Annotated in this window: 21 protein-coding genes and 2 riboswitches; of the genes, 8 read left to right on the plus strand and 13 right to left on the minus strand. The window is 74.2% G+C overall.

The window, feature by feature from the left end; translation table 11 throughout:
• On the minus strand, positions 1-1,509 hold the full coding sequence (locus tag AMK25_RS15870; RefSeq protein WP_198937525.1) for a PrsW family intramembrane metalloprotease: 1,509 nt from the start codon (positions 1,507-1,509) through the stop codon (positions 1-3).
• A gap of 23 nt (positions 1,510-1,532) precedes the next feature.
• Positions 1,533-1,655: riboswitch (SAM riboswitch) on the plus strand.
• Between the two features lie 47 nt (positions 1,656-1,702).
• On the opposite strand from AMK25_RS15870, the gene AMK25_RS15875 reads away from it, so the two are divergent.
• Positions 1,703-2,965 carry an aminotransferase class V-fold PLP-dependent enzyme gene (locus AMK25_RS15875; protein ID WP_073829124.1) on the plus strand — a complete coding sequence of 421 codons (1,263 nt, stop codon included), beginning with the start codon at positions 1,703-1,705 and terminating at the stop codon, positions 2,963-2,965.
• Between the two features lie 131 nt (positions 2,966-3,096).
• On the opposite strand, the gene AMK25_RS15880 is transcribed toward AMK25_RS15875, so the two are convergent.
• The gene (locus AMK25_RS15880; protein WP_073829125.1) at positions 3,097-4,356 is read right to left on the minus strand and encodes an FUSC family protein; all 1,260 of its coding nucleotides are present in this window, start codon (positions 4,354-4,356) and stop codon (positions 3,097-3,099) included.
• A gap of 69 nt (positions 4,357-4,425) precedes the next feature.
• Here AMK25_RS15880 and AMK25_RS15885 point away from each other — a divergent pair, with 69 nt between their 5' ends.
• The gene (locus tag AMK25_RS15885; protein WP_073829126.1) at positions 4,426-5,061 is read left to right on the plus strand and encodes an HD domain-containing protein; all 636 of its coding nucleotides are present in this window, start codon (positions 4,426-4,428) and stop codon (positions 5,059-5,061) included.
• On the opposite strand, the gene AMK25_RS15890 is transcribed toward AMK25_RS15885, so the two are convergent.
• Positions 4,987-5,319 carry a DUF4031 domain-containing protein gene (locus AMK25_RS15890; RefSeq protein ID WP_073829127.1) on the minus strand — a complete coding sequence of 111 codons (333 nt, stop codon included), beginning with the start codon at positions 5,317-5,319 and terminating at the stop codon, positions 4,987-4,989. The two genes, AMK25_RS15885 and AMK25_RS15890, sit on opposite strands and share 75 nt — an antisense overlap.
• A gap of 33 nt (positions 5,320-5,352) precedes the next feature.
• Here AMK25_RS15890 and AMK25_RS15895 point away from each other — a divergent pair, with 33 nt between their 5' ends.
• Positions 5,353-6,753: an FAD-binding oxidoreductase gene (locus tag AMK25_RS15895; RefSeq protein WP_073829128.1), complete on the plus strand. Its 1,401-nt coding sequence runs from the start codon at positions 5,353-5,355 to the stop codon at positions 6,751-6,753.
• Position 6,754: 1 nt separating this feature from the next.
• Here the strand turns inward: AMK25_RS15895 and AMK25_RS15900 are convergent, their stop codons facing one another.
• Together AMK25_RS15900 and AMK25_RS15905 are read right to left on the minus strand one after the other, a co-directional pair.
• Positions 6,755-7,264, minus strand: coding sequence for a hypothetical protein (locus tag AMK25_RS15900; RefSeq protein ID WP_073829129.1), 510 nt, complete (start codon positions 7,262-7,264; stop codon positions 6,755-6,757).
• Between the two features lie 66 nt (positions 7,265-7,330).
• A complete protein-coding gene (locus AMK25_RS15905) occupies positions 7,331-9,148 on the minus strand; it encodes a glycerol-3-phosphate dehydrogenase/oxidase (RefSeq protein ID WP_073829130.1) in 1,818 nt (605 codons plus the stop codon).
• Positions 9,149-9,216: 68 nt separating this feature from the next.
• On the opposite strand from AMK25_RS15905, the gene AMK25_RS15910 reads away from it, so the two are divergent.
• From AMK25_RS15910 to AMK25_RS15920, 3 genes are all read left to right on the plus strand, one after another.
• Entirely contained in the window at positions 9,217-11,631 is a 2,415-nt protein-coding gene (locus AMK25_RS15910) for a S8 family serine peptidase (RefSeq protein ID WP_073829131.1), read from the plus strand.
• A gap of 43 nt (positions 11,632-11,674) precedes the next feature.
• Positions 11,675-12,601 carry a GNAT family N-acetyltransferase gene (locus tag AMK25_RS15915; protein WP_073829132.1) on the plus strand — a complete coding sequence of 309 codons (927 nt, stop codon included), beginning with the start codon at positions 11,675-11,677 and terminating at the stop codon, positions 12,599-12,601.
• Between the two features lie 70 nt (positions 12,602-12,671).
• Positions 12,672-12,893, plus strand: coding sequence for a hypothetical protein (locus AMK25_RS15920; RefSeq protein WP_073829133.1), 222 nt, complete (start codon positions 12,672-12,674; stop codon positions 12,891-12,893).
• 68 nt (positions 12,894-12,961) lie between these two features.
• On the opposite strand, the gene groL is transcribed toward AMK25_RS15920, so the two are convergent.
• From groL to AMK25_RS15935, 3 genes are all read right to left on the minus strand, one after another.
• Complete coding sequence (groL, locus tag AMK25_RS15925; protein WP_030502773.1) at positions 12,962-14,584, minus strand: chaperonin GroEL; 1,623 nt, start codon at positions 14,582-14,584, stop codon at positions 12,962-12,964.
• A gap of 275 nt (positions 14,585-14,859) precedes the next feature.
• Positions 14,860-16,359 (minus strand): hypothetical protein, encoded by a 1,500-nt coding sequence (locus tag AMK25_RS15930; protein ID WP_073829134.1) that lies wholly within the window; start codon positions 16,357-16,359, stop codon positions 14,860-14,862.
• 113 nt (positions 16,360-16,472) lie between these two features.
• Positions 16,473-16,676, minus strand: coding sequence for a cold-shock protein (locus AMK25_RS15935; RefSeq protein WP_067305333.1), 204 nt, complete (start codon positions 16,674-16,676; stop codon positions 16,473-16,475).
• A gap of 223 nt (positions 16,677-16,899) precedes the next feature.
• On the opposite strand from AMK25_RS15935, the gene AMK25_RS15940 reads away from it, so the two are divergent.
• Positions 16,900-17,415 (plus strand): GNAT family N-acetyltransferase, encoded by a 516-nt coding sequence (locus AMK25_RS15940; RefSeq protein WP_073829135.1) that lies wholly within the window; start codon positions 16,900-16,902, stop codon positions 17,413-17,415.
• Between the two features lie 72 nt (positions 17,416-17,487).
• On the opposite strand, the gene paaN is transcribed toward AMK25_RS15940, so the two are convergent.
• From paaN to AMK25_RS32205, 4 genes are all read right to left on the minus strand, one after another.
• A complete protein-coding gene (gene paaN / locus AMK25_RS15945) occupies positions 17,488-19,161 on the minus strand; it encodes a phenylacetic acid degradation protein PaaN (RefSeq protein WP_198937526.1) in 1,674 nt (557 codons plus the stop codon).
• A 52-nt stretch (positions 19,162-19,213) separates the two neighbouring features.
• Entirely contained in the window at positions 19,214-20,449 is a 1,236-nt protein-coding gene (locus tag AMK25_RS15950) for a GNAT family N-acetyltransferase (protein WP_338013373.1), read from the minus strand.
• An 82-nt stretch (positions 20,450-20,531) separates the two neighbouring features.
• The gene (gene thrC / locus AMK25_RS15955) at positions 20,532-21,821 is read right to left on the minus strand and encodes a threonine synthase (protein WP_073829138.1); all 1,290 of its coding nucleotides are present in this window, start codon (positions 21,819-21,821) and stop codon (positions 20,532-20,534) included.
• Between the two features lie 12 nt (positions 21,822-21,833).
• A riboswitch (SAM riboswitch) is annotated at positions 21,834-21,966 on the minus strand.
• A gap of 72 nt (positions 21,967-22,038) precedes the next feature.
• Positions 22,039-22,188 (minus strand): hypothetical protein, encoded by a 150-nt coding sequence (locus tag AMK25_RS32205; protein WP_158070668.1) that lies wholly within the window; start codon positions 22,186-22,188, stop codon positions 22,039-22,041.
• A 200-nt stretch (positions 22,189-22,388) separates the two neighbouring features.
• On the opposite strand from AMK25_RS32205, the gene AMK25_RS15960 reads away from it, so the two are divergent.
• Positions 22,389-23,027, plus strand: coding sequence for a DUF4232 domain-containing protein (locus AMK25_RS15960; protein WP_073829139.1), 639 nt, complete (start codon positions 22,389-22,391; stop codon positions 23,025-23,027).
• Between the two features lie 55 nt (positions 23,028-23,082).
• Here AMK25_RS15960 and AMK25_RS15965 read toward each other — a convergent pair whose 3' ends face one another.
• On the minus strand, positions 23,083-23,532 hold the full coding sequence (locus AMK25_RS15965) for a DoxX family protein (RefSeq protein ID WP_073829140.1): 450 nt from the start codon (positions 23,530-23,532) through the stop codon (positions 23,083-23,085).
• Positions 23,533-23,613 lie beyond the last annotated feature (81 nt).

Below are 23,613 nucleotides of genomic sequence, written 5' to 3' on the forward strand. Positions count from 1 at the left end.
TCAGCGCCCCGGGTGCCAGGGCGCGCCCGGGTCGTGCCAGCCACCCGGGCCGTAGCCACCCGGGCCGTAACCGCCCGGGCCGTAGCCACCCGGCGGGAACGCGGGCGGCGCGGTGAGCACCACCGGGATCGGCACCACCGGGTCGTCCGGCGCCTCCACCGGGCGCTGCGAGCCGTCCGGGAACCGCAGGTGGTAGCGCTGACCGTCCCAGAGGCCGATCGGCGCCTGCGGGTCACGACCGACGAAGAACGACCGGTACGCGGAGATCGCCTCCAGTAGCTCCCGTTCCTCCCTCGCTGTCCGTTCCTGCTCGGCGGGCTTGCGGTCCAGTCCCCGGCGCATCCCGTCGCGCAGCAGCGCGAGCCGGGTCGCGGCGAACTGGTAACCACGCATCGCCTTCACGCCGCCGTCACCGGCGACCCGCCGCGCCCAGGTACGCGCCGCGTGCCGCCGGCCCAGGCTGCCCAGCGCGGCCACCTCCGGCGGGGTGAGCCAGCCCGCCCGGACGTAGTCGGGCAGCGTGCGCTCGGTGAGCCGGCCCTCCCAGGCGCGCAGCCAGATCGCCAGCCCCACCATGGCGAAGAAGATCGGCACCATCACCCCGATGTACCCGTAGAGCACGATCACGGTCTGCCCGGTGGCCTGGGCCAACGAGGGCAGCAGGTTCCAGGTGCCGTGCAGGATCATCGCCAGCAGCAGGCCGGCGAGCGGGGCGAGGATCCGCACCCGCCGGTCGGCGGTACGCGCCGCCACGCCCAGCCCTACGCCGGTCATCGAGGTGAACAGCGGGTGGGCGAAGCCGAACAGCAGGATCCGGACGATGAAGATCGCGATCACCTGCTGCGCGCCGGTGGCCGGGCCGTACTGCTCCACGCCGGTGCGGTAGCCGTACCCGCCCAGGTAGAGGATGTTCTCGACCATGGCGAAGCCGACCGCGGAGAGCCCGCAGTAGACCAGGCCGTCGGTGATCCCGGAGAACTCCCGGCGCCGGAAGATCAGCACCAGGAGCGGGCCGGCCGCCTTTGTCAGCTCCTCGATGAACGGGGCGACGAGCACCGCTGTGAGCGCGGCCGGCAGCCCCCAGTCGTCGAACAGCCGCGCGCCGGTCTCGTTCACCAGCAGCGAGATCGCGGTGGAGACGAAGGCGCCCCACGCGAAGCAGAAAATCAGATACTTCAGCGGCTCCGGCTCGTAGCGGTCGAGCCACAGGAAACAGGAGACCAGGACCGGCACCGGCAGGATCGCCGCGATCAACCCCACCAGCAGCGCCTCGGCGCCGAGGCTCTCGCCCAGCGTGAAGACCATGAACAACGCGCCGGCCGCGATCAGCAGCACCACACCGGCCAGTGCGAGGAAGCGCCGCCAGCCGAGCCGGCGCAGCGGCATCCGGGGCGTCGGCGCCCCCGGCGGCGGGGCGGCGGGCGCGGGCGGCGGCGGCAGGGCTCCGCCGGGCGGGGTGTCGGCCATGCGGTCAGCGTAGTCACCCGCGACCCACTGGTCCGGGTTCATCGCTGCGGCTATGCTCCCGGACAGGTCACGAGCGCCAGCGTCAAGCCCCGGCTTGCTGGCCGGCAACCCTCGTCGAGGTTCGCGGTGGGGTGCCCCGGGTGATGACCGGGCCCAGCGCCGCTCCGCGTGCTGGGCAAGCGCGGACCCCGTCCCGGCACCACCCGGGGTCCACCTGTGACCCGGAGGCTCCGGCATGACCCTCACTCTCGTACCCCCGTCGCCAGTGCTGCCCGCGCCGGTCCGGCCCGACCCGCTCGGCGTGCTCGGCGTACCGGGGGAGATCAACCTGGACCACGCCGCCAGCGCGCCGTGCGCGCGGGCCGCGGCCGACGCGGTGGCCGGGCTTCTTCCCTGGTACGCGAGCGTGCATCGCGGCGCGGGCGCGCTGTCGCGGCGCTGCACGCTCGCCTACGAGCGGGCCCGGCAGACCGTCGGCGACTTCCTCGGCGCCCGCCCCGACGACCACGTGATCTTCACGCGGAACACCACCGACGCGCTGAACCTGCTGGCCCGGGCGCTGCCGCCGGGCACCACAGTGATCACGTTCGGCGGCGAGCACCACGCCAACCTGCTGCCCTGGCCGCGCGGCTCGGTACGGCTGCCGGTGCCGGACAGCCCGGCCGGCGCGGTCCGGTCCCTCGCGGCGGCGCTGGGCGAGCTGGCCCGCGACGCCCGGCCCGGCCTGCCGGTGCTGGTCGCGGTCACCGGCGCCGGCAACGTGACGGGCGAGTGCTGGCCGGTCGCCGAGCTGGCCCGCATCGCCCACCGGCACGGCGCCCGCGTCCTGGTCGACGCCGCGCAACTCGCCCCGCACGCCCCGGTCGACCTGGCCGCGCTGGACGTGGACTACGTGGCGCTGTCCGGCCACAAGCTGTACGCCCCGTTCGGCGCGGGCGTGCTCGCCGGGCGGGCGGACTGGCTGGACGCGGCCCCGCCGTACCTGGCCGGAGGCGGCGCCACCAGCCACGTCGGCGCCGCCACCCACGAGGTGCAATGGACGACCGGCCCGGCCCGGCACGAGGCCGGCACCCCGAACCTGCTCGGCGCGGTGGCGCTGGCGGCGGTCTGCGCCGCGCTCGGCGAGGCCGACCGGCAGGCGCTGCACGTACGGGAGCAGGCGCTGCTGACCCGGCTGCGCCGCGGCCTGGCCACCCTGCCGGACGTGGTCGAGTTGCGCGCGTTCGGCCCGGACGCGCCCCGGGTGGGCATCGTCAGCTTCGTGGTCGCCGGCCGGGACTCGGCCGAGGTGGCCGCGTACCTGGCGAGCCGGCGCCGGATCGGGGTACGGGACGGCTTGTTCTGCGCCCACCCGTTGACCCGTCGCCTGCTGGCCGAAGCCGCCGCCCGTACCGGCCGGACCGACCTGCCGCCGACCGCCCTGCGCGCCAGCCTGGGCCTGGGCACGACAGAGGCGCAGGTGGACGCCCTCCTGACCGCCCTGTCCCACCTCCCCTGACCCAGCCCCACCTGTTCCGCATCCCAGGACAGCCAGAGATCTTGGTACGAGGGCGCCCCGATGAGGGCGCTCCCGTACCAAGATCTCCACCCACATCCAGCCGACCCAGCCCCACCCCTCCCCCGACGGGGTCAGCCGATTGGGGGGGCTGTGGGTGGGTGGGCGGCGGGGTTGCGGTCGGTGGGTCCGCCGGTGCGGTGCTCCTTCTCGCCGAACGCCTGCCGGACCAGCCGGTTCGCCTCCTCCTGCTCGATCCCGGAGGCCACCAGCAGGTCACTCGCCGTGGTCCGCACCTGGGCGATCACCACGCTGCCGGAGAAGCCCACCCCCTCGGCGTACGCCCGGCCGGCCTCGCTCACCGCGCGCAGCGACCGTTCCCGGGCCTCCTCCGGCTCCTGTCCGGCGGCGAACTCCTGCCGGAGCAGGCGTACCGACTCGGCCAGGTGTCCGACCGCGTCCGGCATCGGCTCGGGGATGGGCTCCTCGTCCTCGATCATGGTGACGGAGCGGCGGATCAGCGTGCCGCTGTTGCGCATGGCCCGGTCGATCGGGTCGGCCGCCTCGGCGTAGTGGGTCAGCTCGCTGCGCCGGTGCCAGCGGGCCGGGGAGAGCGTGCTCGTCTCCTTGGCGCCCTCGATCGCCTCGGAGAGCGCGGCCAGTTCCTCCTTGTTCTCGCGCAGCCGCAGCAGCGCCCGCTGGGCCGCCTCCCGGTCCCGGCCGCGCAGCGCGTCGGCGGCGGCGTCGAGCTGGTCGGAGAGCAGGTCCAGCGCCGGCCGGGCAGCCCGGTTGATCACCCGTAGCGGGTTGAGCGGCAGCAGGATGGCGGTGACGAGCAGCGCGATGCCGCCGCCGAGGAGCGCGTCGATGAAACGGGGGAACTCCAGGTTCTCCGTGGACGGGCTGAGCGTCACGATCAGCACCGCGGTGGCCGCCGCCTGGATGACGATGGCGACGCTCGCCCCGGCGAAGATGCTCAGCAGGATCGCCGAGGTCACCACGAGCGCGAGCTGCCACGCGCCGGTGCCGACGAAGTAGATGAGCGCGTCGCCGACGAGCACGCCGACGGCCACGCCGGCGATCAGCTCGACGGTGCGGCGGAACCGTTGCCCGACCGAGGCGGCGAGCGTGCCCACCGCGGAGATCGGGGCGAAGACCGGCTGCGGGTTCTTCAGCAGCCGGTGCGAGATCAGGTACGCCAGGCCGGCGGCGAGACCGGCCTGCACCGCCAGGCCGAACGCGGTACGGACCCGGTGCATCCGGTCGTGCAGGGTCGCCTTGCTCCGGTGCCGCAACTCCTCCATCGCGGAGGCGATCCGCTGCCCGTCGCGGTCGGCCTGCCCGTCACGCAGCTTTCCACGACGCAAGAACTGCAGACGTCCGTCCCGGCCCATGGCCGGTACTACCCGTACCGCCCCGGCTGAATCCCTCCGCCCGGGCCGGAGTGGGGCAGACTGCACCCGGTGGACGACCTGACGGCGCGGTGGCGGGAGACGGCGCGGGCGGCGGGCGCGACCGATCCGGCGGCAGTCGACCGGGCCGGCGCCCGGCTGCTGGCGGGCTGGCGGGAGCCGCACCGGCGCTACCACGACGAGGCGCACCTGCGGGCGGTGCTCGACGTGGTCGACGCGTACGCCGGGCTGGCCCGCCACCCCGACCTGGTCCGGCTGGCGGCGTGGTGCCACGACGCGGTCTACGACCCGCGCGCGGCGGGCGACGCCAACGAGCGGGCCAGCGCCGACCTCGGCGGCGAGCTGCTGGCCGCCGCCGGGCTCCCGGCCGCGACGGTGACCGGGGTACGCCGCCTGGTGCTGCTCACCGCCGGTCACGCGGTCGGGCCGGACGACCCGGACGGCGCGCTGCTCTGCGACGCCGACCTGGCGGTGCTGGCGGCCCCGCCGGAGCGCTACGACAGGTACGCCGCCGCGATCCGCGCCGAGTACGCGCACGTGCCCGACCCGGACTTCCGCTCCGGCCGGGCCGCGGTGCTGCGGCACCTGCTCGCCCTGCCGGCGCTGTACCGGCTACCCGAGCCGCACGCCCGCTGGGAGTCCCGGGCCCGGGCCAACCTGTCCCGGGAGCTGGCCGCGCTCGCCTGAGAAGCGGTGCTTCGGGCGGCGCAGACCGGCGTCACGCAGCAGCCGGACGATCTCCCGCGAGGGCACGACTGTGGCGCCGAGCCAGACCGCCGCCCGGAACCGCTCGGCGGGCAGGTCGTAGTGATCCCGGTCGAAGCCGCGGCGGGGCGCTCCGAGCATCTCGGCGAACGCGTGCAGCTCGGCGTACGAGACGTCGCTGATCAGGTGCGACCAGAGCCGGCCGCGCCAGGGCACGGCGGGCGGGTCCAGGTAGAGCACGGCAACAGACGGTACGCCGGTAGCCTTCCCGGCATGGCCGCCCATCCCCTCCTCGACGACCTGCGGGCCGCGCTCGGCGACGCCGCCGTGCTGACCGATCCCGACCTGCTCGCCGGGCACGCGCGCGACGAGGCCGACCTGTGCGACTCGGGTCTCCCGCTGGTGGTGGTCCGGCCCCGTGACACCGGGGACGTGGTGGCGGTGGTCCGGGCGGCCGGGCGGCACGGCGTACCCGTGGTGCCGCAGGGGGCGCGGACCGGGCTGGCCGGCGCGGCGAACGCGGTGGACGGCGCGGTGGTGGTGAGCACCGTGGCGATGGACCAGGTCCGGGAGATCGACCCGGTCGGCCGGATCGCCGTGGTGCAGCCCGGCGTGGTCAACGCGGCGCTCGCCCGCGCGGTGCGGGAGCCCGGCCTGTGGTACCCGCCGGACCCCGGCTCGTGGGAGTCGTCCACCGTCGGCGGCAACGTGGCCACGAACGCCGGTGGCATGTGCTGCGTGAAGTACGGCGTGACCGGCGAGTACGTGCTGGGCCTGGAGGTGGTGCTCGCCTCCGGCGAGGTGCTGCGCACCGGGCGGCGTACCGCGAAGGGGGTCGCCGGGTACGACCTGACCCGGCTCTTCGTCGGTTCGGAGGGCACGCTCGGCGTGATCACCGAGGTGACTGTGGCGTTGCGGCCGGCCCCGGAGGAGTCACTGACCCTGGTCGCGGTCTTCCCCACGGTGGCGACCGCCGGTGGCGCGGTCGCCGGGATCGCCGAGCGGGGTCTCACCCCGAGCCTGCTGGAACTGCTGGACCGGACCCATCTGCGCGCGATCGAGGCGTACCGGCCGATGGGTCTGCGCACTGACGCCGAGGCGCTGCTGCTGGCAGCGGTGGACACCGGCGCCCGGGCCGCCGACGACCTGGCCCGGCTCTCGGAGGTGTGCGCCGCGGCGGGCGCCGACGAGGTCTACGCGGCCAGTGACGCGACCGAGGCCGCGGCGCTGCTCCAGGCCCGGCGGCTGGCCCACCCGGCGATGGAACGGTTCGCGGCGCAGACCTACCCCGGCGGCAACGGGGGCCTGGTCATCGACGACGTGGCGGTGCCGCGCGGCCGGCTGGCGGAACTGCTGGACGGGGTGGCCCGGATCGCCGAGGCGTGCCAGGTGCCGATCGGGGTGGTCGGCCACGCGGGCGACGGCAACATGCACCCGAACATCGTGGTCGACCGGGCCGACCCGGCCGCCCTGGCCCGGGGGCGGCGGGCCTTCGACGAGATCATGGCGCTCGGGCTGGAACTCGGCGGCACCTGCACCGGGGAACACGGCGTGGGGCTGCTCAAGCGGGACTGGCTGGCCCGCGAGATCGGCCCGGTGGGCGTACGGGTGCACCAGGCGATCAAAGCGGCGCTGGACCCGGCGGGGTTGCTCAACCCCGGCAAGGTGATCTGACTCAGCCCTTGTCCTCGGCCGGCGTGGCCTGGGTGACGAGCAGCAGCACCTCGTATGCCAGCTTCGGCTTCGGCTCGCCCGGGCAGTCCTGGATGGTGACGGTCAGGCCGGGCGGGACGAGCAGCGTCGACGTCAGCACCCCGATGCAGCCCTGCTTGTAGCTGCGGGCCTCGTCGGTCTCCTTCGCCAGCGCCGGGTCGGCGAGCATCCGCTGGAGGCGGCGGGTCTGCTCGGGGCTCAGCGTGCCGGTGGCGTCGACCCCGTCACCGGCGCAGTCGCGGCACTGCCAGCGGCCGGACGGGTCCACGTCGAGGTTGCGGATCGGGCCCTCGTCGCCGAGCTTCTGCACCAGGGAGACGCGCTTGCCGGCCGGGGTCGGGCTGGCCGTTCCCGCTGCTCCGGGCGTGGTGGCGCCTTCGGCCCGGCCGAAGGCGCATCCGGTCAGAGCGGTCGCCAGCAGGACGGCAGCGGACAGAGCGGAGACGCGCGACGACCATGATGGGCGGACCACGCGGGGAAACCTACACTTCCGTAGGTAGGGCGCACTACCGGCCGAGTGGCCCGGGGTGGGGATCCCCTACCTGGGGGAGGCCGGAAGTTCAACGCCCGGGCCGTCGGTCCCTCGGTCTGCTGCGAATCCACGCACATCGGGCGCGCCGAGGCGGGCCGCGTCGGCCGCGATGTCGTCCGTCATGAGCTGCGACTCCCGCTCGGCCAGCACCCGCGCCCGGTAGTGGGCCACCTCCCGGTCCCGGGTCGCCGCGTCCCAGCCGAGCACCGCGCCCATCAGCTCCGCGGCGTGCTCCGCCGACTCCAGGCCGCGGTGGCTGGTCTCGATGGAGATCCGGGTACGCCGGGTGAGCACGTCCTCCAGGTGCAGCGCGCCCTCGGCGCGGGCGGCGTACGTCACCTCGGCGGCAAGGTATTCCGGCGCGCCGGCCAGCGGCGACCCGAGCAGCGGATCCGCGTCGACCAGGGCGAGCAGGTCCAGCGTGAGGTTGCCGTAGCGCTCCAGCAGGTGCTCGACCACACCGACCGCGACTCCGTGCCGGCGGGCCAGGTCGGCCCGGTCCCGCCACAGGGCCGCGTACCCGTCGGCGCCCAGCAGCGGCAGGTCGGCGGTGCGCGAGGGGCGGACCTTGCCGAGCCGGTGCATAGCGCGGTCGACCACGTCCGAGGCCATCACCCGGTAGGTGGTGTACTTGCCGCCGGCCACCAGCAGCAGGCCGAGCATCGGCTCCACCACCGCGTGCTCGCGGGAGAGCTTGGAGGTGGAGTCCGCCTCGCCGGCCAGCAGCGGGCGCAGCCCGGCGTAGACGCCCTCGATGTCGGCGGTGGTCAGCGGCCGGTCCAGCACCTCGTTGACCTGCGACAACAGGTATTCGATGTCGCTCGCGGTCGCGGCCGGGTGGGACCGGTCGAGCTGCCAGTCTGTGTCGGTGGTGCCGATGATCCAGTGCCCACCCCAGGGGATCACGAAGAGCACGCTCGTGGCGGTACGCAGGATCAGGCCGGTCTCGCCGACGATCGCCGACCGGGGCACCACCAGGTGCACCCCCTTGGAGGCCCGGACCCGCAGCTTCGGACGGAGCCCGACGTCGTTGAGCATCCGCGACATGTCGTCGCTCCACACGCCGGTGGCGGCGATCACGGTGCGGGCGCGTACCTCGAACTCGGCGTCCGGCGAGCCGGCCGGCGCCTCCAGGTCGCGTACCCGCACGCCGGTGACCTCGCGGGCCTGGCGGGTCAGGCCGACCGCGCGGGCGCTGGTCACCACAGTCGCGCCGAGGCTCGCCGCGGTGCGGGCCAGCGTCACCACGAGACGGGCGTCGTCGACCTGACCGTCGTAGTAGCGGATCGCGCCGGCCAGCTTGTCCGGGCGCAGGCTCGGGAAGATCCGGCGGGTGCCCTCGCGACTCAGGTGCCGGTGCAGCGGCATCCCCCGCCCGCCGCCGAACACCCCGGCGAACGCGTCGTACGCGGCCACGCCGAGGCCGTAGTAGGAGCGGCGGAAGAACCGCCGGGGCAGGTCCCGCGCGCCGCCCTCGGCCGGGAGCGGCACCAGGATGGGCACGGGGCGGACCAGGTGCGGGGCGAGCCGGGTGGCGAGCAGTCCGCGTTCGGTCAGCGCCTCGTGAACCAGGTGGAACTCCAGCTGCTCCAGGTAGCGCAGGCCGCCGTGGATCAGTTTGCTGGACCGGCTGGAGGTGCCGGCGGCGTAGTCGCGCGCCTCCACCAGAGCGACCTTCAGCCCGCGGGACGCGGCGTCGAGCGCGGCGCCCGCCCCGGTCACCCCGCCGCCGATGACCAGGACGTCGAACCGCTCGGCGCGGAGCCGGCGCAGGTCGTCGGCGCGGCGCTCGGCGGAGAGCTGACCGGCCACGGATCGGGACACATTGGGGTCGCGCACCTGTCCACCGTAACCGTCCGGGGCGCACGGTGACACGGCACGGCCGTACCGTGATGACCATGCTGACCGGCCCGCCGTTCGTGCCCGTACCGCCGCCGCCACCGCGTGAGAGCGGGCCGTGGCCGGTCGTCGCGGCCGTGCTCACCGGGTTCTGGGTCGTGCTGGTGACCGTTCCGGGTCAGGTCGGGGGCTGGCTGGTCGAGCAGGTCATGCTGATCATGGGCCTGGACCGGGCGGTCGCGGTCTGGCCGGTGGTGGCGGTGGCCACCGTGCTGCTGGCCGGCGCGCCGTCGCTGGCGCTGGCGCTGGCCCCCCGCTCTCCCGCGCTGCGGGTGACCGGCCGCGCGTGGACCGCCGCCGTGGTCGCGCTCGGCGCGACGACGCTGCTGCGGGCGGTGCCGCCGGTGCACCACGAGGCGTACCTGGCCGCGCTGGCGGTGACCGCCGCGGTGCTCGCATTCGTCGCCGCCCGGCTCGCCCGCGTGCGCCCGCCCGTCGTCGTGGACGCGGTCCCGGAGGGCCGGTTCGGGACGGTGTCGCTGCTGGCGATCGCGGCCGGGCTGGCGTCGCTGCTGCCCTGGGCGTGGGTGGGCGCGCTGGGCGGAGCGCTGGAGACGGTGCTCGCCGGGCTGGCCGCTGCCGCGCTCGGCGCGCTCGCCGGGGCGCTGCTCGGCGCCCGGTTCTGGGCCGCGTTCGGGCCCGGTCCGGCCCGGCTGGTGCTGGTCGGCGGCCTGGTCGCGGGCGTCGCGCTGACGCCGCTCGCGGCCGCCGCCGGGCAGTCCGGCGTACAGCTGCCGGCGCTGTTCCTGCTGCCGCCACTCGGTTTCGTGCTGGCCGCGCTGGAGGCGGCGGCCCGGCACGCGGGCCGGCCGGCCGGGCCGGCGCCGGTGCGCCGGCTGATCGGGCTGGCGCTGCTGGGGCCGCTGGCGTTCACCGACCCGGACGAGATCACTCTTCTGCTCGCCACCACCCGCGACACGCCGTTCTGGGTCGCCGTGGGCACCGGCGTCGCGTTCGCCGTCGCGGTCCTGCTCGCCCTCGGGTACGGCGTGCTGCTCGCCCGGTCCCGCGCCCGCGCGCCCCGGCGCGGCCCGGCCGCGCTCGCCGCCGCCGCGCTGCTCGTCGCCGTCGCCGTGGTGTACGTGGTCCCCGGCCAGCCGGGCCTGCACGGCGAGCGGCTGCTCGTGGTGCTGCGCGAGCAGGCCGACCTGACCGGGTTGCCGGCCGGGTCGCCGGGGCGGGCCGGGCGGGACGCCCGGGCGACGGAGGTCTACCGGCGGCTGGTCGCCACCGCCGACCGCACCCAGGGCGACCTGCGCCGCACGCTGGCGGACATGCGACTGAACCCGACGCCGTACTACCTGGTCAACGCGATCGAGACGGACGGCGGGCCGGCGGTGCGCGCCTGGTTGTCCGGCCGGCCCGAGGTGGCCCGGGTGCTAATCAGCCAGCGGCTGCGTCCGCTGCCCGCGCTCGCCCCGACGGCGGGCGGCGACGCCCCGGCACCGACCGGACCGGCCTGGAACATCTCGCTGATCGGGGCGGACCGGGTCTGGTCGGAGCTGGGCGTCACCGGCTCCGGCGTGGTGGTGGGCAGTTCCGACTCCGGAGTGGACGGCCGGCACCCGGCGCTCGCCGGCGGCTTCCGGGGCGGCGACGACTCCTGGTTCGACCCGTGGGAGGACCGCCGCGCCCCGGCCGACCGGGGTGGTCACGGCACCCACACGCTGGGCAGCGCGGTGGGCCGGGACGGCATCGGCGTGGCGCCGGGTGCGAGCTGGGTCGGCTGCGTCAACCTGGACCGCAACCTGGGCAGCCCGGCCCGCTACCTGGACTGTCTCCAGTTCATGCTGGCCCCGTTCCCGGCGGGCGGGAACCCGCTCACCGACGGCCGTCCCTCCCGCGCGCCGGACGTGCTCACCAACTCGTGGGGCTGCCCGCCGCTGGAGGGCTGTGATCCGGGGGCGCTGCGCCCGGCGACCGCCGCGCTGACCGCGGCCGGCATCCTGGTGGTGGCCGCCGCCGGCAACACCGGCCCGTCCTGCGGCTCGATCGTGGACCCGCCCGCGCCGTACCCGGACGTGCTGACCGTCGGGGCGGTGGACCGGCAGCGCCGCGTCACCGACTTCTCCAGCCGTGGCCCGGCGCCGGACGGTGTGGCCAAGCCGGATCTGGTCGCCCCGGGCGCGGCTGTGCTCTCCGCGATGCCCGGCGGCGGGTACGCCACTCTGGACGGCACCTCGATGGCGACGCCGCAGGTGGCGGGCGTGGTGGCGCTGATGTGGTCGGCGAATCCGGCGCTGGTCGGGGACCTGGAACGGACCCGGGCCATCCTGCGCGACACCGCCGGCCCGGTCACGCAGCCCGCCGGGGCGGATGCCTGCGGCGGGCCGCAGGACGTCTCCGGCGCCGGGCTGGTCGACGCGTACGCGGCCGTGCGCGCGGCCCGGGCAGCCGCTACCGGTTAACAACCCTGTCCATTGACCTGCCGATGCCCTACTGTCGGCGTCCATGGACGTGGAGATCATCGAGCTGGGCCGGGACCGGCTGCCCGAGATGGTCGAGCTGTGCCGCGAGTCGCTCGACCTGCCGGAGGACGCGCTCGAGGCGTCCGCGGTGGTGGTCACTGTGGCGGAGCGCGCCGAGGCCGGCCGATCCGTGCTGCGACTCGGCGCGGTACGCGACGGCGCGCTGATCGGGGTGCTCGTCGGGTCGCTGTCGGCCGCCGATCCGCGGCTCGGCCACGTCGACCTGGTCGCGGTGGCCCCACGGGAGCGCCGCCAGGGCGTGGGCGGGGCGCTGCTGGCCGAGGCGGAGAGCCGGCTCGGCGCGCTCGGCGCGGGCGAGGTGCTGCTCGCCGGCAACCCGCCGTACTACGCCTGGCCCGGAATCGACGTGCGCTACACCCCGGCGGTCTGCGCCGCGCAGCGGCTCGGTTACCGGCAGGACCGTACCGCCTGGAACATGACCGCCGAGCTGTCCGAGGGGTCGGCGGCGCTGCGTCCCACCGAGGCCGCCGAGCAGCGGCTGGCCGGACGGGGCGTGACGGTACGCCGGGCCACCGCGGACGACCTGCCGGCGCTCACGGCGTTCGCCCGGTCCACGTTCGGCGGCGCCTGGGACGGCGAGCTGGCCGGTTCGGTCGGGCGGCCGGACGCGGGCGCGCACCTCGCCGAACGGGACGGTGAGATCCTCGGTTTCGCCGCGTACGGGTCGGCCCGGCCGAGCTGGTTCGGTCCGATGGGCACCGCGCCGGCGGCGGAGGGCTCCGGGATCGGCGGCGTGCTGCTGCGCCGTTGCCTGCGTGACCAGGCGGCGGCCGGGATCACCGCGGCGCAGATCGGCTGGGTGGGGCCGGTGCCGTTCTACTCGAACGCGGCCGGGGCCCGGATCGAGCGGGTGTTCTTCCTCTATCGGAAAGCCGTCAAAGGGGCATAGACGCCAATAGCGCCATTCGGCCTCCTTCGTCATCGACCGGGCTCTACGGTCGGGGCAGAGGAGGCGGTGCATGACCACGAATGACGAACGGGCCGAGGAACCGGCCGACGAGCTTCCCGGCCAGCTCCCGTTCGATCGGCTCGACATCGGCGACGCCGAGCAGCTCGCCGAGCTGACCGGCGCGGACCGGCCACCGGTGGAGGAGCCACGGCAGCCGGTGGACGAGCCGCGGCGGCTGCCGCCGTACGACCGGACGCACAAGCGGCGCAACCAGCGCCCGCTGCCCACCTGACACGCACGCGGAAGGGGGCGGACCGCTGACGCGGCCCGCCCCCTTCGACGTACTGGGTGGAGCTGGACTCAGAAGTCCATCTCCCCGCCACCCGGACCGGCCGGGGCTGCCGGGGTCTTCTCCGGCTTGTCCGCCACGACGGCCTCGGTGGTGAGGAACAGCGCGGCGATCGAAGCGGCGTTCTGCAGCGCGGAACGCGTCACCTTGGCCGGGTCGATGATGCCCGCGGCCAGCAGGTCCACGTACTCGCCGGTCGCGGCGTTGAGGCCGTGACCCGGGTCGAGGTTGCGGACCCGCTCGACGACGACGCCACCCTCCATGCCGGCGTTGACGGCGATCTGCCGCAGCGGGGCGTCCAGCGCGACCTTGACGATCTGCGCGCCGGTCGCCTCGTCACCGGCGAGGTCCAGCTTGTCGAAGGCGGTCTTGCCGGCCTGCACCAGCGCGACGCCACCACCCGGGACGATACCCTCCTCGACGGCGGCCTTCGCGTTGCGGACGGCGTCCTCGATGCGGTGCTTGCGCTCCTTCAGCTCGACCTCGGTGGCCGCGCCGACCTTGATCACCGCGACACCGCCGGCCAGCTTGGCCAGACGCTCCTGCAGCTTCTCCCGGTCGTAGTCCGAGTCGCTCTTGTCGATCTCGGCCCGGATCTGGTTCACCCGGCCCTGGATCTGCTCGGCGTCGCCGGCGCCGTCGACGATGGTGGTCTCGTCCTTGGTCACCACGACCTTGCGGGCGCGGCCCAGCATCTCGAGGCCGGTCGCGTCCAGCTTCAGGCCGACCTCCTCGCTGATGACCTGGCCACCGGTGAGGATGGCGATGTCGGTCAGCATGGCCTTGCGGCGGTCACCGAAGCCCGGCGCCTTGACGGCGACCGACTTGAAGGTGCCACGGACCTTGTTGACCACCAGGGTGGCCAGGGCCTCGCCCTCCAGGTCCTCGGCGATGATCAGCAGCGGCTTGCCCGACTGCATGACCTTCTCCAGGATCGGGAGCAGGTCCTTCACCGACGAGATCTTGCTGTTGACGATCAGGATGTACGGGTCGTCGAAGACGGCCTCCATACGCTCCGGGTCGGTCATGAAGTAGGCGGAGATGTAGCCCTTGTCGAAGCGCATGCCCTCGGTGAGCTCGAGCTCCAGGCCGAAGGTGTTGCTCTCCTCGACGGTGATGACACCTTCCTTGCCCACCTTGTCCATCGCCTCGGCGATGATCTCGCCGACGCTGGGGTCGGCGGCGGAGATGGAGGCGGTGGAGGCGATCTGCTCCTTGGTCTCCACGTCCTTGGCGAGCTTGAGCAGCTCCTCCGAGACGCTGGCCACGGCGGCCTCGATGCCCCGCTTCAGGGCCATCGGGTTGGCGCCGGCGGCCACGTTGCGCAGGCCCTCACGAACCAGGGCCTGGGCCAGGACGGTCGCCGTCGTCGTGCCGTCACCGGCGACGTCGTCGGTCTTCTTCGCGACCTCCTTGACCAGCTCGGCGCCGATCTTCTCGTACGGGTCCTCGAGCTCGATCTCCTTGGCGATGCTCACACCATCGTTGGTGATGGTGGGGGCACCCCACTTCTTCTCGAGCACGACGTTGCGGCCCTTGGGGCCGAGCGTCACCTTTACGGCGTCGGCGAGCTGGTTCATGCCCCGCTCGAGGCCGCGGCGCGCCTCTTCGTCGAACGCGATCATCTTGGCCATACGGCGTTGTCCTCCTGGACACTCACGGGCCACCCGGGATGCCCGGATGGGCCGTCTGGTGTACGCACCTTGGGGACGTCGCCACCTGGCGACGACGACGTCTCCTCGGTCGGGCCGGACAGCCCGCGACGACCGGCCCCGTACCGCTCCGGCGCCACCTGGGACACCGATGCGGCCGTGGCCCTACCGCCCCGACCTTCTGGCACTCACCGTATGCGAGTGCCAATGACTTGTTTAGCACTCTCCCTAGCCGAGTGCAAGCACGACCGCCCCGCTCAGCCGAGTTCCGCAGCCAGCTGGGCCGCGGTCACCGGGCCTTCCTGGGCCCGCTGCTCGGCGTACGTGACGACCAGCCCGGCCTGCTGCACCAGGTAGGTCGGAGCCGCCACCACGGCGCTGAGAACGGTGATCGTCACCGCGCCGATCGCGGTGCCCACGGCACCCATCGGCTCGACCCCGAACAGCTCCACGTTGATCCCGGCCAGCACGACGTCCAGCAGCGTCGCCGCGACCAGCGCCGCCACCACCAGCATGACCCGGCCCAGCACCATGCCGAACCGGCTGTGGAACATCTGCCACGACCGCCCGACCGGATCCCGCCGCTCGAACAGGTAGACCGGACCGAACAGGGCGAGCGCGAGCGCGGCGTAGAGGCCGGGCAGCAGACAGAAGCAGGCGCCGAGCGTGACCAGCAGCGACACCACGATGGTCCAGCCCCAGAGGCCGAGGGCACGGCTCAGCCCGTAGCGGAAGGCGGCACCGAGCCCGGCCGGCTGACCGGCCGCCTGCCGGGCGATCACCCAGGTGCCCGCCGCCCAGCCCATCGCCTGGAGCGCGCCGAAGATCAGCCCGGCGAACAGGATCGCGCCGTAGAAGCCGAGCGTCTTCGCCCAGAAGCCCTCCGGCAGCGCCGGCGCGCCGTTCGACGCGGTCGTCATCTGCCCGTCGGGGCTGATGATCAGCGTGAGGACGCCGATCACCGTCGCCGGGACGACCTGGGTGAGCAGCACGATCGGCAGGAGCTGCCGCCAGCCGCGCCGCAGCGCCCCCCAGCAACGGGCGAACCAGGGACCGATGCCCGCATGCGGCGGGTTGACGAGCGGGTCCTGCGGGTCGATGCCGGGAAACCAGCCGGCGTACGCCCCGGAGCCGGCGGGCACCGGGTAGGCGCCGCCGGGCATCGGAGAAGCCGGGTACCCGCCCCAGCCCGCCTGCGGAGCACCAGCCGGGTAGCCCGGCGTCGTGGGGTAGCCGGGAGGCGGGGCGGCACCTGGCGCGGTCCAGCCGGACGGGCCGCCCCAGCCCGGGTTCGGCGTGCCGGCCGGCGTGCCATAGCCCGAGGGCGAGGTACCGCCAGTCGTGCCCCACCCCGGCGTCGGCGTGCCGTCCGGCGTGCTCCAGCCCGAAGGCGGGGTGCCGCCCGGTGCGTTCCAGCCCGAGGGCGGGGTGCCGTGCGGCGCGGCCTGGCCCGGCGGGTTCGTGGCGGGCGCGTTCCAGCCGGCCGGGTCGCCCCCACCGGGCGGGGTGGCCGGGTCGGGCGGGTCCGGGTGGGCCGGCTGCGCGCCGTACCCGGGTTGCTGCGGAATGCTCGGGCCGTGGCCGGTCTGATCGGCCCACGGGTCGGCGGGCGGCGGGCCGGGAGCGGGCACGGACGGCCCGGCGCTCCCCGACGAGGCCGGATCGGTGGCCGCAGGCGGGGGCGCGGTCGGGTCGGCCGGAGGGCCGGACGGCGTCGGCGGCACCGGTTCGGAACCCGGCGGAGGCAGATCGGACATGGGCCCTCCTCAGCGGCTACGGCTGGAACGGCTCTCGATCTTCCACTGTGCGCGCTCGCGCCGCAGCCCTCCGATCGGCGGACCCGGCTGCGGAACCGCCCGTCGGGCGGAGGTCAGGCGATGACGCGGACCCGCTCGGCCTGCGGGCCCTTCTGCCCCTGCGCGATCTCGAACTCGACCCGCTGGCCGTCGTCCAGTGCCTTGTAGCCGTCCATCTCGATCGCGGAGAAGTGGACGAAGACGTCCTGCCCGCCGTCGACGGCGATGAAGCCGTAGCCCTTTTCGGAGTTGAACCACTTCACGGTGCCCTGTGCCACGGTGCACTTCCTCACTCTGCGCGGCGTTCCAACACCCGGGAACCGGCGGACCGGCACCGGTGGCGCACCGGTTCGGCGATCGGCGACCGTCGCTGAATTCGGTGACCGAAATCGCACGCTACACGAGGCGTGACGACGGCGCACGACCACAAACCGGACATATTCCGGGCGGCCCCCGGCCCCGGTCACACGCCTTCGCCGGCCCGTCCGGTATGCATGCGGCATGACCAGCGCGCCCACCACGACCATCGTTCGCCGGGTCCGGCCGACCGACGCCGCCCGGATGCGGGCGCTGCGGCTGGAGATGCTGGCCGACTCCCCGCTGGCCTTCCTGGAGACGGTCGCCGAGGCCGCCGCCCGGCCGCACGCGGAGTTCGCGGCCCGGATCGCGGCCGTCTCCCGGGGCGACCACACCGCCCAGTTCGTGGCCGATCCGGGCGGTCGGCTGGTCGGCCACGCCGGTGGCACCGCCGCGCCGGACGAGCCGGGCCTGACGCTCGTCTACGCGGTCTACGTGACGCCGGCGCGGCGGGGCAGCGGCCTGCTCGCGGCGCTCGTCGACGAGGTGTCGGCCTGGTCGCGCGCCTGCGGGCGCCCCGAGCTGATGATGGAGGTGGTGGTCGGCAACGACCGTGCCTACCGGGCCTACCAGAAGCTGGGCTTCGTGGACACCGGCGTACGGGTGCCGCACCCCCGGATCCCCCGCCTCTACGAACTCCAGATGCGCCGCCCCGCGTGAGGCGCCGACCGGGCGCAGTTGTTAATAAGGGGCCCCTCCTCTACCGGAGGCGTTAAGAAGGGGCCCCTCCTTTCAGGCGTGGCGGCGGCTCTGGACGATGCGGAACCGGTTCGCCACGTACGCGCCGTCGGTGAGCGCCGAGTTGGCCGCCGCGTTCGCGCCGGAGCCGTGGAAGTCGGAGAACGCCGCCGACTGGTTGACGAACACCCCGCCGGTGAGGTTGCAGGACAGGTGCACGCCGGCGTCGATGGCCGCCTTCTCGGCCTCGTCCAGCACCGCCTCGTCGGTGGAGTAGACGCCCGCGGTCAGCGCGCCCTTCTCGCCCACCGTCTCGCGCAGGATGCGCAGGCTGTGCTCGGTCGAGTCGGTCGCGATGGCGAACGAGATCGGCCCGAACCACTCCCGCGAGTAGGTGGCGGTGTCGGCCGCGTCCAGCTTCACCACCGTCGGCGTACGCACCACCGCGCCGGGGAAGGACGGGTGCTCGACGACGCGCGACTCCAGCACCGGCTCGCCGACCTTGGTGACCTCGTCCAGCCGCTCCAGCACGCCGTCGTTGACGATCGCGCCGGTCAGCTCGACGCCCCGGGCCGGGTCGGCGGTGAGCTTGGCGACCGCGCCCGCGATCCCGGCGGCCACCTCGTCGAAGCTCTTGTGCCCCTGGTCGGTGGAGATGCCGTCGCGCGGGATCAGCAGGTTCTGCGAGGTGGTGCACATCTGGCCGCTGTAGAGCGTGAGCGTGAAGCCCAGGTTGCGGCAGAGCCCGGCGAAGTCGTCGGTGGAGTCGATCACCACCGTGTTCAGGCCGGCCTTCTCGGTGTAGACGGCCGCCTGCCGGGCGTTCGCCTCCAGCCAGTCGCCGTACTCGGTGGAGCCGGTGAAGTCGACGATCTTCACGGCCGGGTCCAGGGCCAGCGTGGTGGCGAGCTTCTCGCCGGGCGCCTCGGGCGCGAGCTGCACCAGGTTCGGGTCGAACCCGGCCTCGGCGAGCACCTCGCGGGCGTACTTCACGGTGACCGCCAGCGGCAGCACCGCGCGCGGGTGCGGCTTCACCACCACCGGGTTGCCGGTGGCCAGCGAGGCGAACAGGCCGGGGTACGAGTTCCAGGTGGGGAACGTGTTGCAGCCGATGACCAGCGCGACCCCACGCGGCACCACGTGGAACGTCTTGGTCATCCGCAGCGGGTCGCCCTTGCCGGCGGCCTTCTCCCAGCCGGCGGTCCCCGGGTGGCGGGTCATCTCGGCGTACGCGTAGGCGACCGCCTCCAGCGCCCGGTCCAGCGCGTGCGCGCCACCGGCCTGGAACGCCATCACGAACGCCTGGCCGCTGGTGAACTGCACCGCGTTGGCCAGCTCGAAGACGTTCTTGTGCAGCCGGGCGAGGATCTCCAGGCAGACGCCCACCCGGGCCTGCGGGCCGGCGTCGCGCCAGGCGGGCAGCGCGGCGCTCGCGGCGGACACCAGCTGGTCGGCGCCCGCGTGCGGGTAGCGCACGTCCAGTGCCACGCCGAACGGGCTGACCTCGGTCGCCACTGTGGTGCCGTCACCGGCCTGGTCCAGCGGGAAGTCGCCGCCCAGGTACGCCTCGAAGGCGGCCTTGCCGTCGGCGGCGGCGGTCTCGCCGTACACCCGGGGGCTGGGTGACTCGGGGTAGGCCGACCAGTACCCGCGCTCCGCGATGGCGGTCAGCGCCCGGTCGAGGGTCTCGCGGTGCCTGTCGTACAGGGGGTGCGGGGTCTCCGTCATGCCCGCCATCATGCAACAGTCAGGCACCAGATCAGTAGGGGCGTGTCACAACTCAGATCGTCAGCTGCCAGTCGACGGAACCGGCGGCGGGGCGGAAGCCGAGCTGTTCGTTGATCGCGATCATGTGGCGGTTCGCCGCCGCGTTCCAGGTGTCGACGGCCCGCAACGCCGGTTCGTGCGCCAGCACGTACGCGAGGTTTCCGGCCTTGCAGAGCAGGCCGAGCCGGTGGCCGCGGTGGTCGGGGTCGACGAGGGTGATCTCCTGCCAGGCGTGGTCGGTGCTGCCCGCGTCCAGGCCGAGCTGGGTCCAGCCGACCAGCCGGCCGGTAGCCTCGTGCACCACGCCGGTGTTGTACCGGCGTACGCCCCGGGCGTCAAGCGCCCGCTCCGCGTCCCGCACCCGCGCCGCGTCCATCTGCTCCGGCTCCCAGTCCAGCTCACCCATCGGCGCGTCGAGCAGCAGCCGGCCCTGGAGGTAGGCGACGTCCGCGACGTACTCCTCGGGGGTGTGGTCACGCCACCGCACCGGCCGGTAACCGGTCGCCGCGGCGCGGGCCTCGGCCAGCAACGCGGCCAGCCGGTCGCGGTCGAGCCCGGCCACGTCGAGGCGGCGGCGGACGTCGACCAGCGCCGGTTTGGCGCCCAGGGCGGCGGCGAACGCGGCGCCGGGGAAGACCCGGTCCTCCTCGCCGGGCAGCGCGGCGGTGGTCGAGCCGACAAGGCGTTTGCCGCCGTGCTCGCGGAGCAGCCGCACGCCGTGCTCGTGCAGCACGCGGCCGATGCCGCGCCGCCGGTACGCCGGGTCGACGGTCAGTTCGACGGTCGCGTTCTCGGTGTTCTCGATCGTGTGCAGGTGCAACCGGAGCCAGCCCACCGGCAGGCCGTTCAGGCGGGCGACGAGCCAGCGTCCCTCGATGCCGGGCATCGGGTGCGACAGCAGCGCCTCGAAGCGGCGGCGGCAGGTCGGCGGAAGGTCCGGCTCGTCGACGGCCTGGGCGGCGCAGGCGATCCGGTACGCCGCGTCGAGCGTCTGCCGGTCGGCGGGATCCAGCGGTGTCACGGTCGGCGTCATGCGACCGAGGGTGCGCCGGAGACAGCGAAGAGGCCAGCGGTTTTCCGCTGGCCTCTTCGAACGTTGGTCGGGAGGGACGTCCGCACAACGCCTCCGGCGTTGGGTCGCAAGAACTTGAAAAGTCTCCGGCGGATGCCCTCCCGCACGAAGCATCTTGCGCCGTCCGGTTACTGCCGTCAAGTCCTTGACGGTGGTTTTCTGGCACTCACCGCACATCACCGGTTACCCACCGGTCTCACCCGATCCCCCACCCGGGCGAGCCCCGCCTCCCCCACCCGGCCGAGGTGCCGGCTCCGGGTCAGGACAGGAGGCCGGCGTCCCGGGCGGCGCGCAGGGACGGCTTGATGCGGTGGGTCGGCCCGACCTGGGCGGCCACCGCGTCGAGCGTCTTCAGGCCCTCGCCGGTGTTGAACACGACAGTCTCGGCGGACGGGTCGAGCCGGCCCGACTCGACCAGCTTGCGCAGCACCGCGACCGTCACGCCGCCCGCCGTCTCGGCGAACACCCCGGTGGTACGGGCGAGCAGCCGGATCCCGTCACGGATCTCGTCGTCGTCGGCGTAGTCCATCCAGCCGCCGGTGCGCCGCACCGCCTCCAGCGCGTACAGCCCGGCGGCCGGGTCACCGATGTTCAGCGACTTGGCGATGCCGGTCGGCTTGACCGGCGTGATCGTGTCGGTGTCGCCGTGCAGCGCGGTGGCGATCGGGTTGCAGCCGGCCGACTGCGCGCCGAACACCTTCCAGCCGCCGGCCGGCGCCTCGACCAGCCCGATCTCGACCAGCTCGGTGAACGCCTTGTCGATCTTGGTGAGCAGCTCGCCACTGGCCATCGGGATGACCACCTGGGCCGGGATCCGCCAGCCGAGCTGCTCGGCCACCTCGTAGCCGAGCGTCTTGGAGCCCTCCGCGTAGTAGGGCCGGACGTTCACGTTGACGAACGCGGTGTCCTCGAACTCGTCGGTCTCCACCAGCTCGCCGCAGAGCCGGTTCACGTCGTCGTACGAGCCGTCGATGGCGACCAGGTCACCGCCGTAGACAGCGGTGGTGACGACCTTGCCCTGCTCCAGGTCACCGGGGATGAAGACGATCGACGGCACCCCGGCCCGGGCCGCGTGCGCGGCGACGGAGTTGGCGAGGTTGCCGGTGGACGCGCAGGCGTACCGGGTGAAGCCGAGCTGCCGGGCCGCGGTGAGCGCCACCGAGACGACCCGGTCCTTGAACGAGTGGGTGGGGTTCGCGCTGTCGTCCTTCACCCAGAGCGGGGCGCTGAGCCCCAGCTCGGCGGCGAGGTGCGGGGCGGCGACGAGCGGGGTCAGCCCCGGGTCGAGCGTGACCCGGGTGGCCGGGTCCTGACCGGCCGGCAGCAGGGCCGCATACCGCCAGATGTTGGCCGGGCCGGCCTCGATCTGCTCACGGGTGACGGTGGCCAGCGCGGCGGTGTCGTAGTCGACCTCCAGCGGCCCGAAACACTCGTAGCAGGCGTGCTGGGCGGCCAGCGGGTAGCGCGCCGAACAGGCACGGCAGACCAGGGCGCGGGCCGGGCTGAGGGTGGTGTCGATGCCGGTTTCGGCGGGAAGCGTCGACGTCATGTCGAGGATTTCCTCTCATCTTTCCCCGCATCGCCGGGTGCGGCGGGGACGGAATTGGCACCTGCCCGCTGTCGCTCGTCGTCGAGCGTGCGGGTGGTTGCCGGGGCGTCGTCGGGCCGTATCCCTCAGCCCCTCTGGATGAGGTATTCAGTTGTGCCGCCGAGTCTATGCGCTGCTCACGGGCGCGCCACCTCGGGATCCCACGCTGTGGGCCGGCTCAACGTCCGACCACCGCGGCCGGTTCCACCACCGCGGGCCGGTCCACCACCGCGAGCGGCTGCGGCGCCGTCGTGGTCACCGCCGCCGAGCGGGTACGGGTGACGAGGTTCGCGGCCACCAGGGCGGCGATGGTCAGCCCGGCGCCCACCAGCTCGACCGGGACCGGCCGGTACCCGCGAGGCGGGCCTGACCCGCACCCGCATCGCCGGCACCACCCGGTACGTGCGGCTGCGCCGCGACGAGCTGGACCGCCTCTACCCGGGCCTGCTCGGTGCCGTCCTCACGGCGCCTGCCCGGCCGGAATGATCAGCGCCCCCGCCGCTCCCGGCGGGGTGACATGATCGCCTGATGCGTAAGGCGGCGGCCCGGATCGGGCTCCTCACCGGCGCGACGCTGCTCGCTGGCTGCACCCCCGCCCCGGCCCCTGTCGACGGGCTGCCGTCGGCGCCGCCCCGGCCCGGCGCCGACGCCCCGCCCACCACCGCCGCCTGCTCCCCGGAGGGCATCCGGATCACCGGGCTCGGGGTGAGCGCGGCGATGGGGCTGCGCGCGATGGGCCTGGACCTGGTCAACTGCGGCGATCGCCCGTACGAGCTGCGCGGCTATCCGGCGGTCGCGCTCCGGGACGCCGACGGGGACGCGATCCGGGTGCGGATCATCCCGGGCGCCGCGCCGATCACCTCCGGCTTCGACCACCCGCCCACCCGGATCGTGCTCGCGCCGGGCGAACGGGCCGGCGCGGCGCTGATCTGGCGCAACCTCGTCACCGACCCGACGGTGGTGGCCACCGCGGGCACGGAGCTCGACGTCGCCCCGTCGACCGGCCGGCCGGCGTACCCGGTCGCGCTGGACGGGCCGATCGACCTCGGGAACACCGGCCGGCTCGGCGTCAGCGCCTGGAAGCGCCGCGACAGCGCCCCGGCGACGCAGGCGCCCCCGCGGTCCGATCCACCGGCCCCCTCGACCTCGCCGGTCAACCCGCTCTGACACGGATCGCGGCACGGAAGCGCCCTCCCGTACCGCGATCTCGTCGGACGGCGGATCAGACCGGGACCGAGGCGGGCGACGCGGGGGCGGGCTCGGCCGGGGCGGCGCGGCGACGGGCGAGCAGCGCGTCCAGCGCCCAGTTTCCCGGGCCGAGCACGGCGACCAGCAGGAACGACCAGCAGAAGAGCGCGGCCAGCTCGCCGCCGTTCTCCAACGGCAGCAGGTGTTGCGGCTGGTGCACCACGAAGTACGCGTACGCCATCGAGCCGGAGGCGAGCAGCGCGGCCGGACGGGTGAGCAGGCCGACGAGCACCAGCACGCCGCAGACGAGCTGGATCAGGGCCGCCCACCAACCGGGCCAGGTGCCGAGCGGGATGGCCTCACCGGAGCCCCGGTTGCCGCCGAAGACGCCGAATATCGACGCCGCGCCGTGGCATAGGAAAAGCACCCCCACAACCACGCGGAACAGGGACAGGACAGGGCCGCTGAGCTGGGTCGGAATCATGTGAAGCCTCCTGGGCCGGATGTTTGACGGCTCCAGGATGGCGATCACATGTATCGATGTTAATCGATATCTTTGCAGGCG

The sequence above is a fragment of the Micromonospora sp. TSRI0369 genome (assembly GCF_001905625.1).
Taxonomy (GTDB): domain Bacteria; phylum Actinomycetota; class Actinomycetes; order Mycobacteriales; family Micromonosporaceae; genus Micromonospora; species Micromonospora echinospora_A.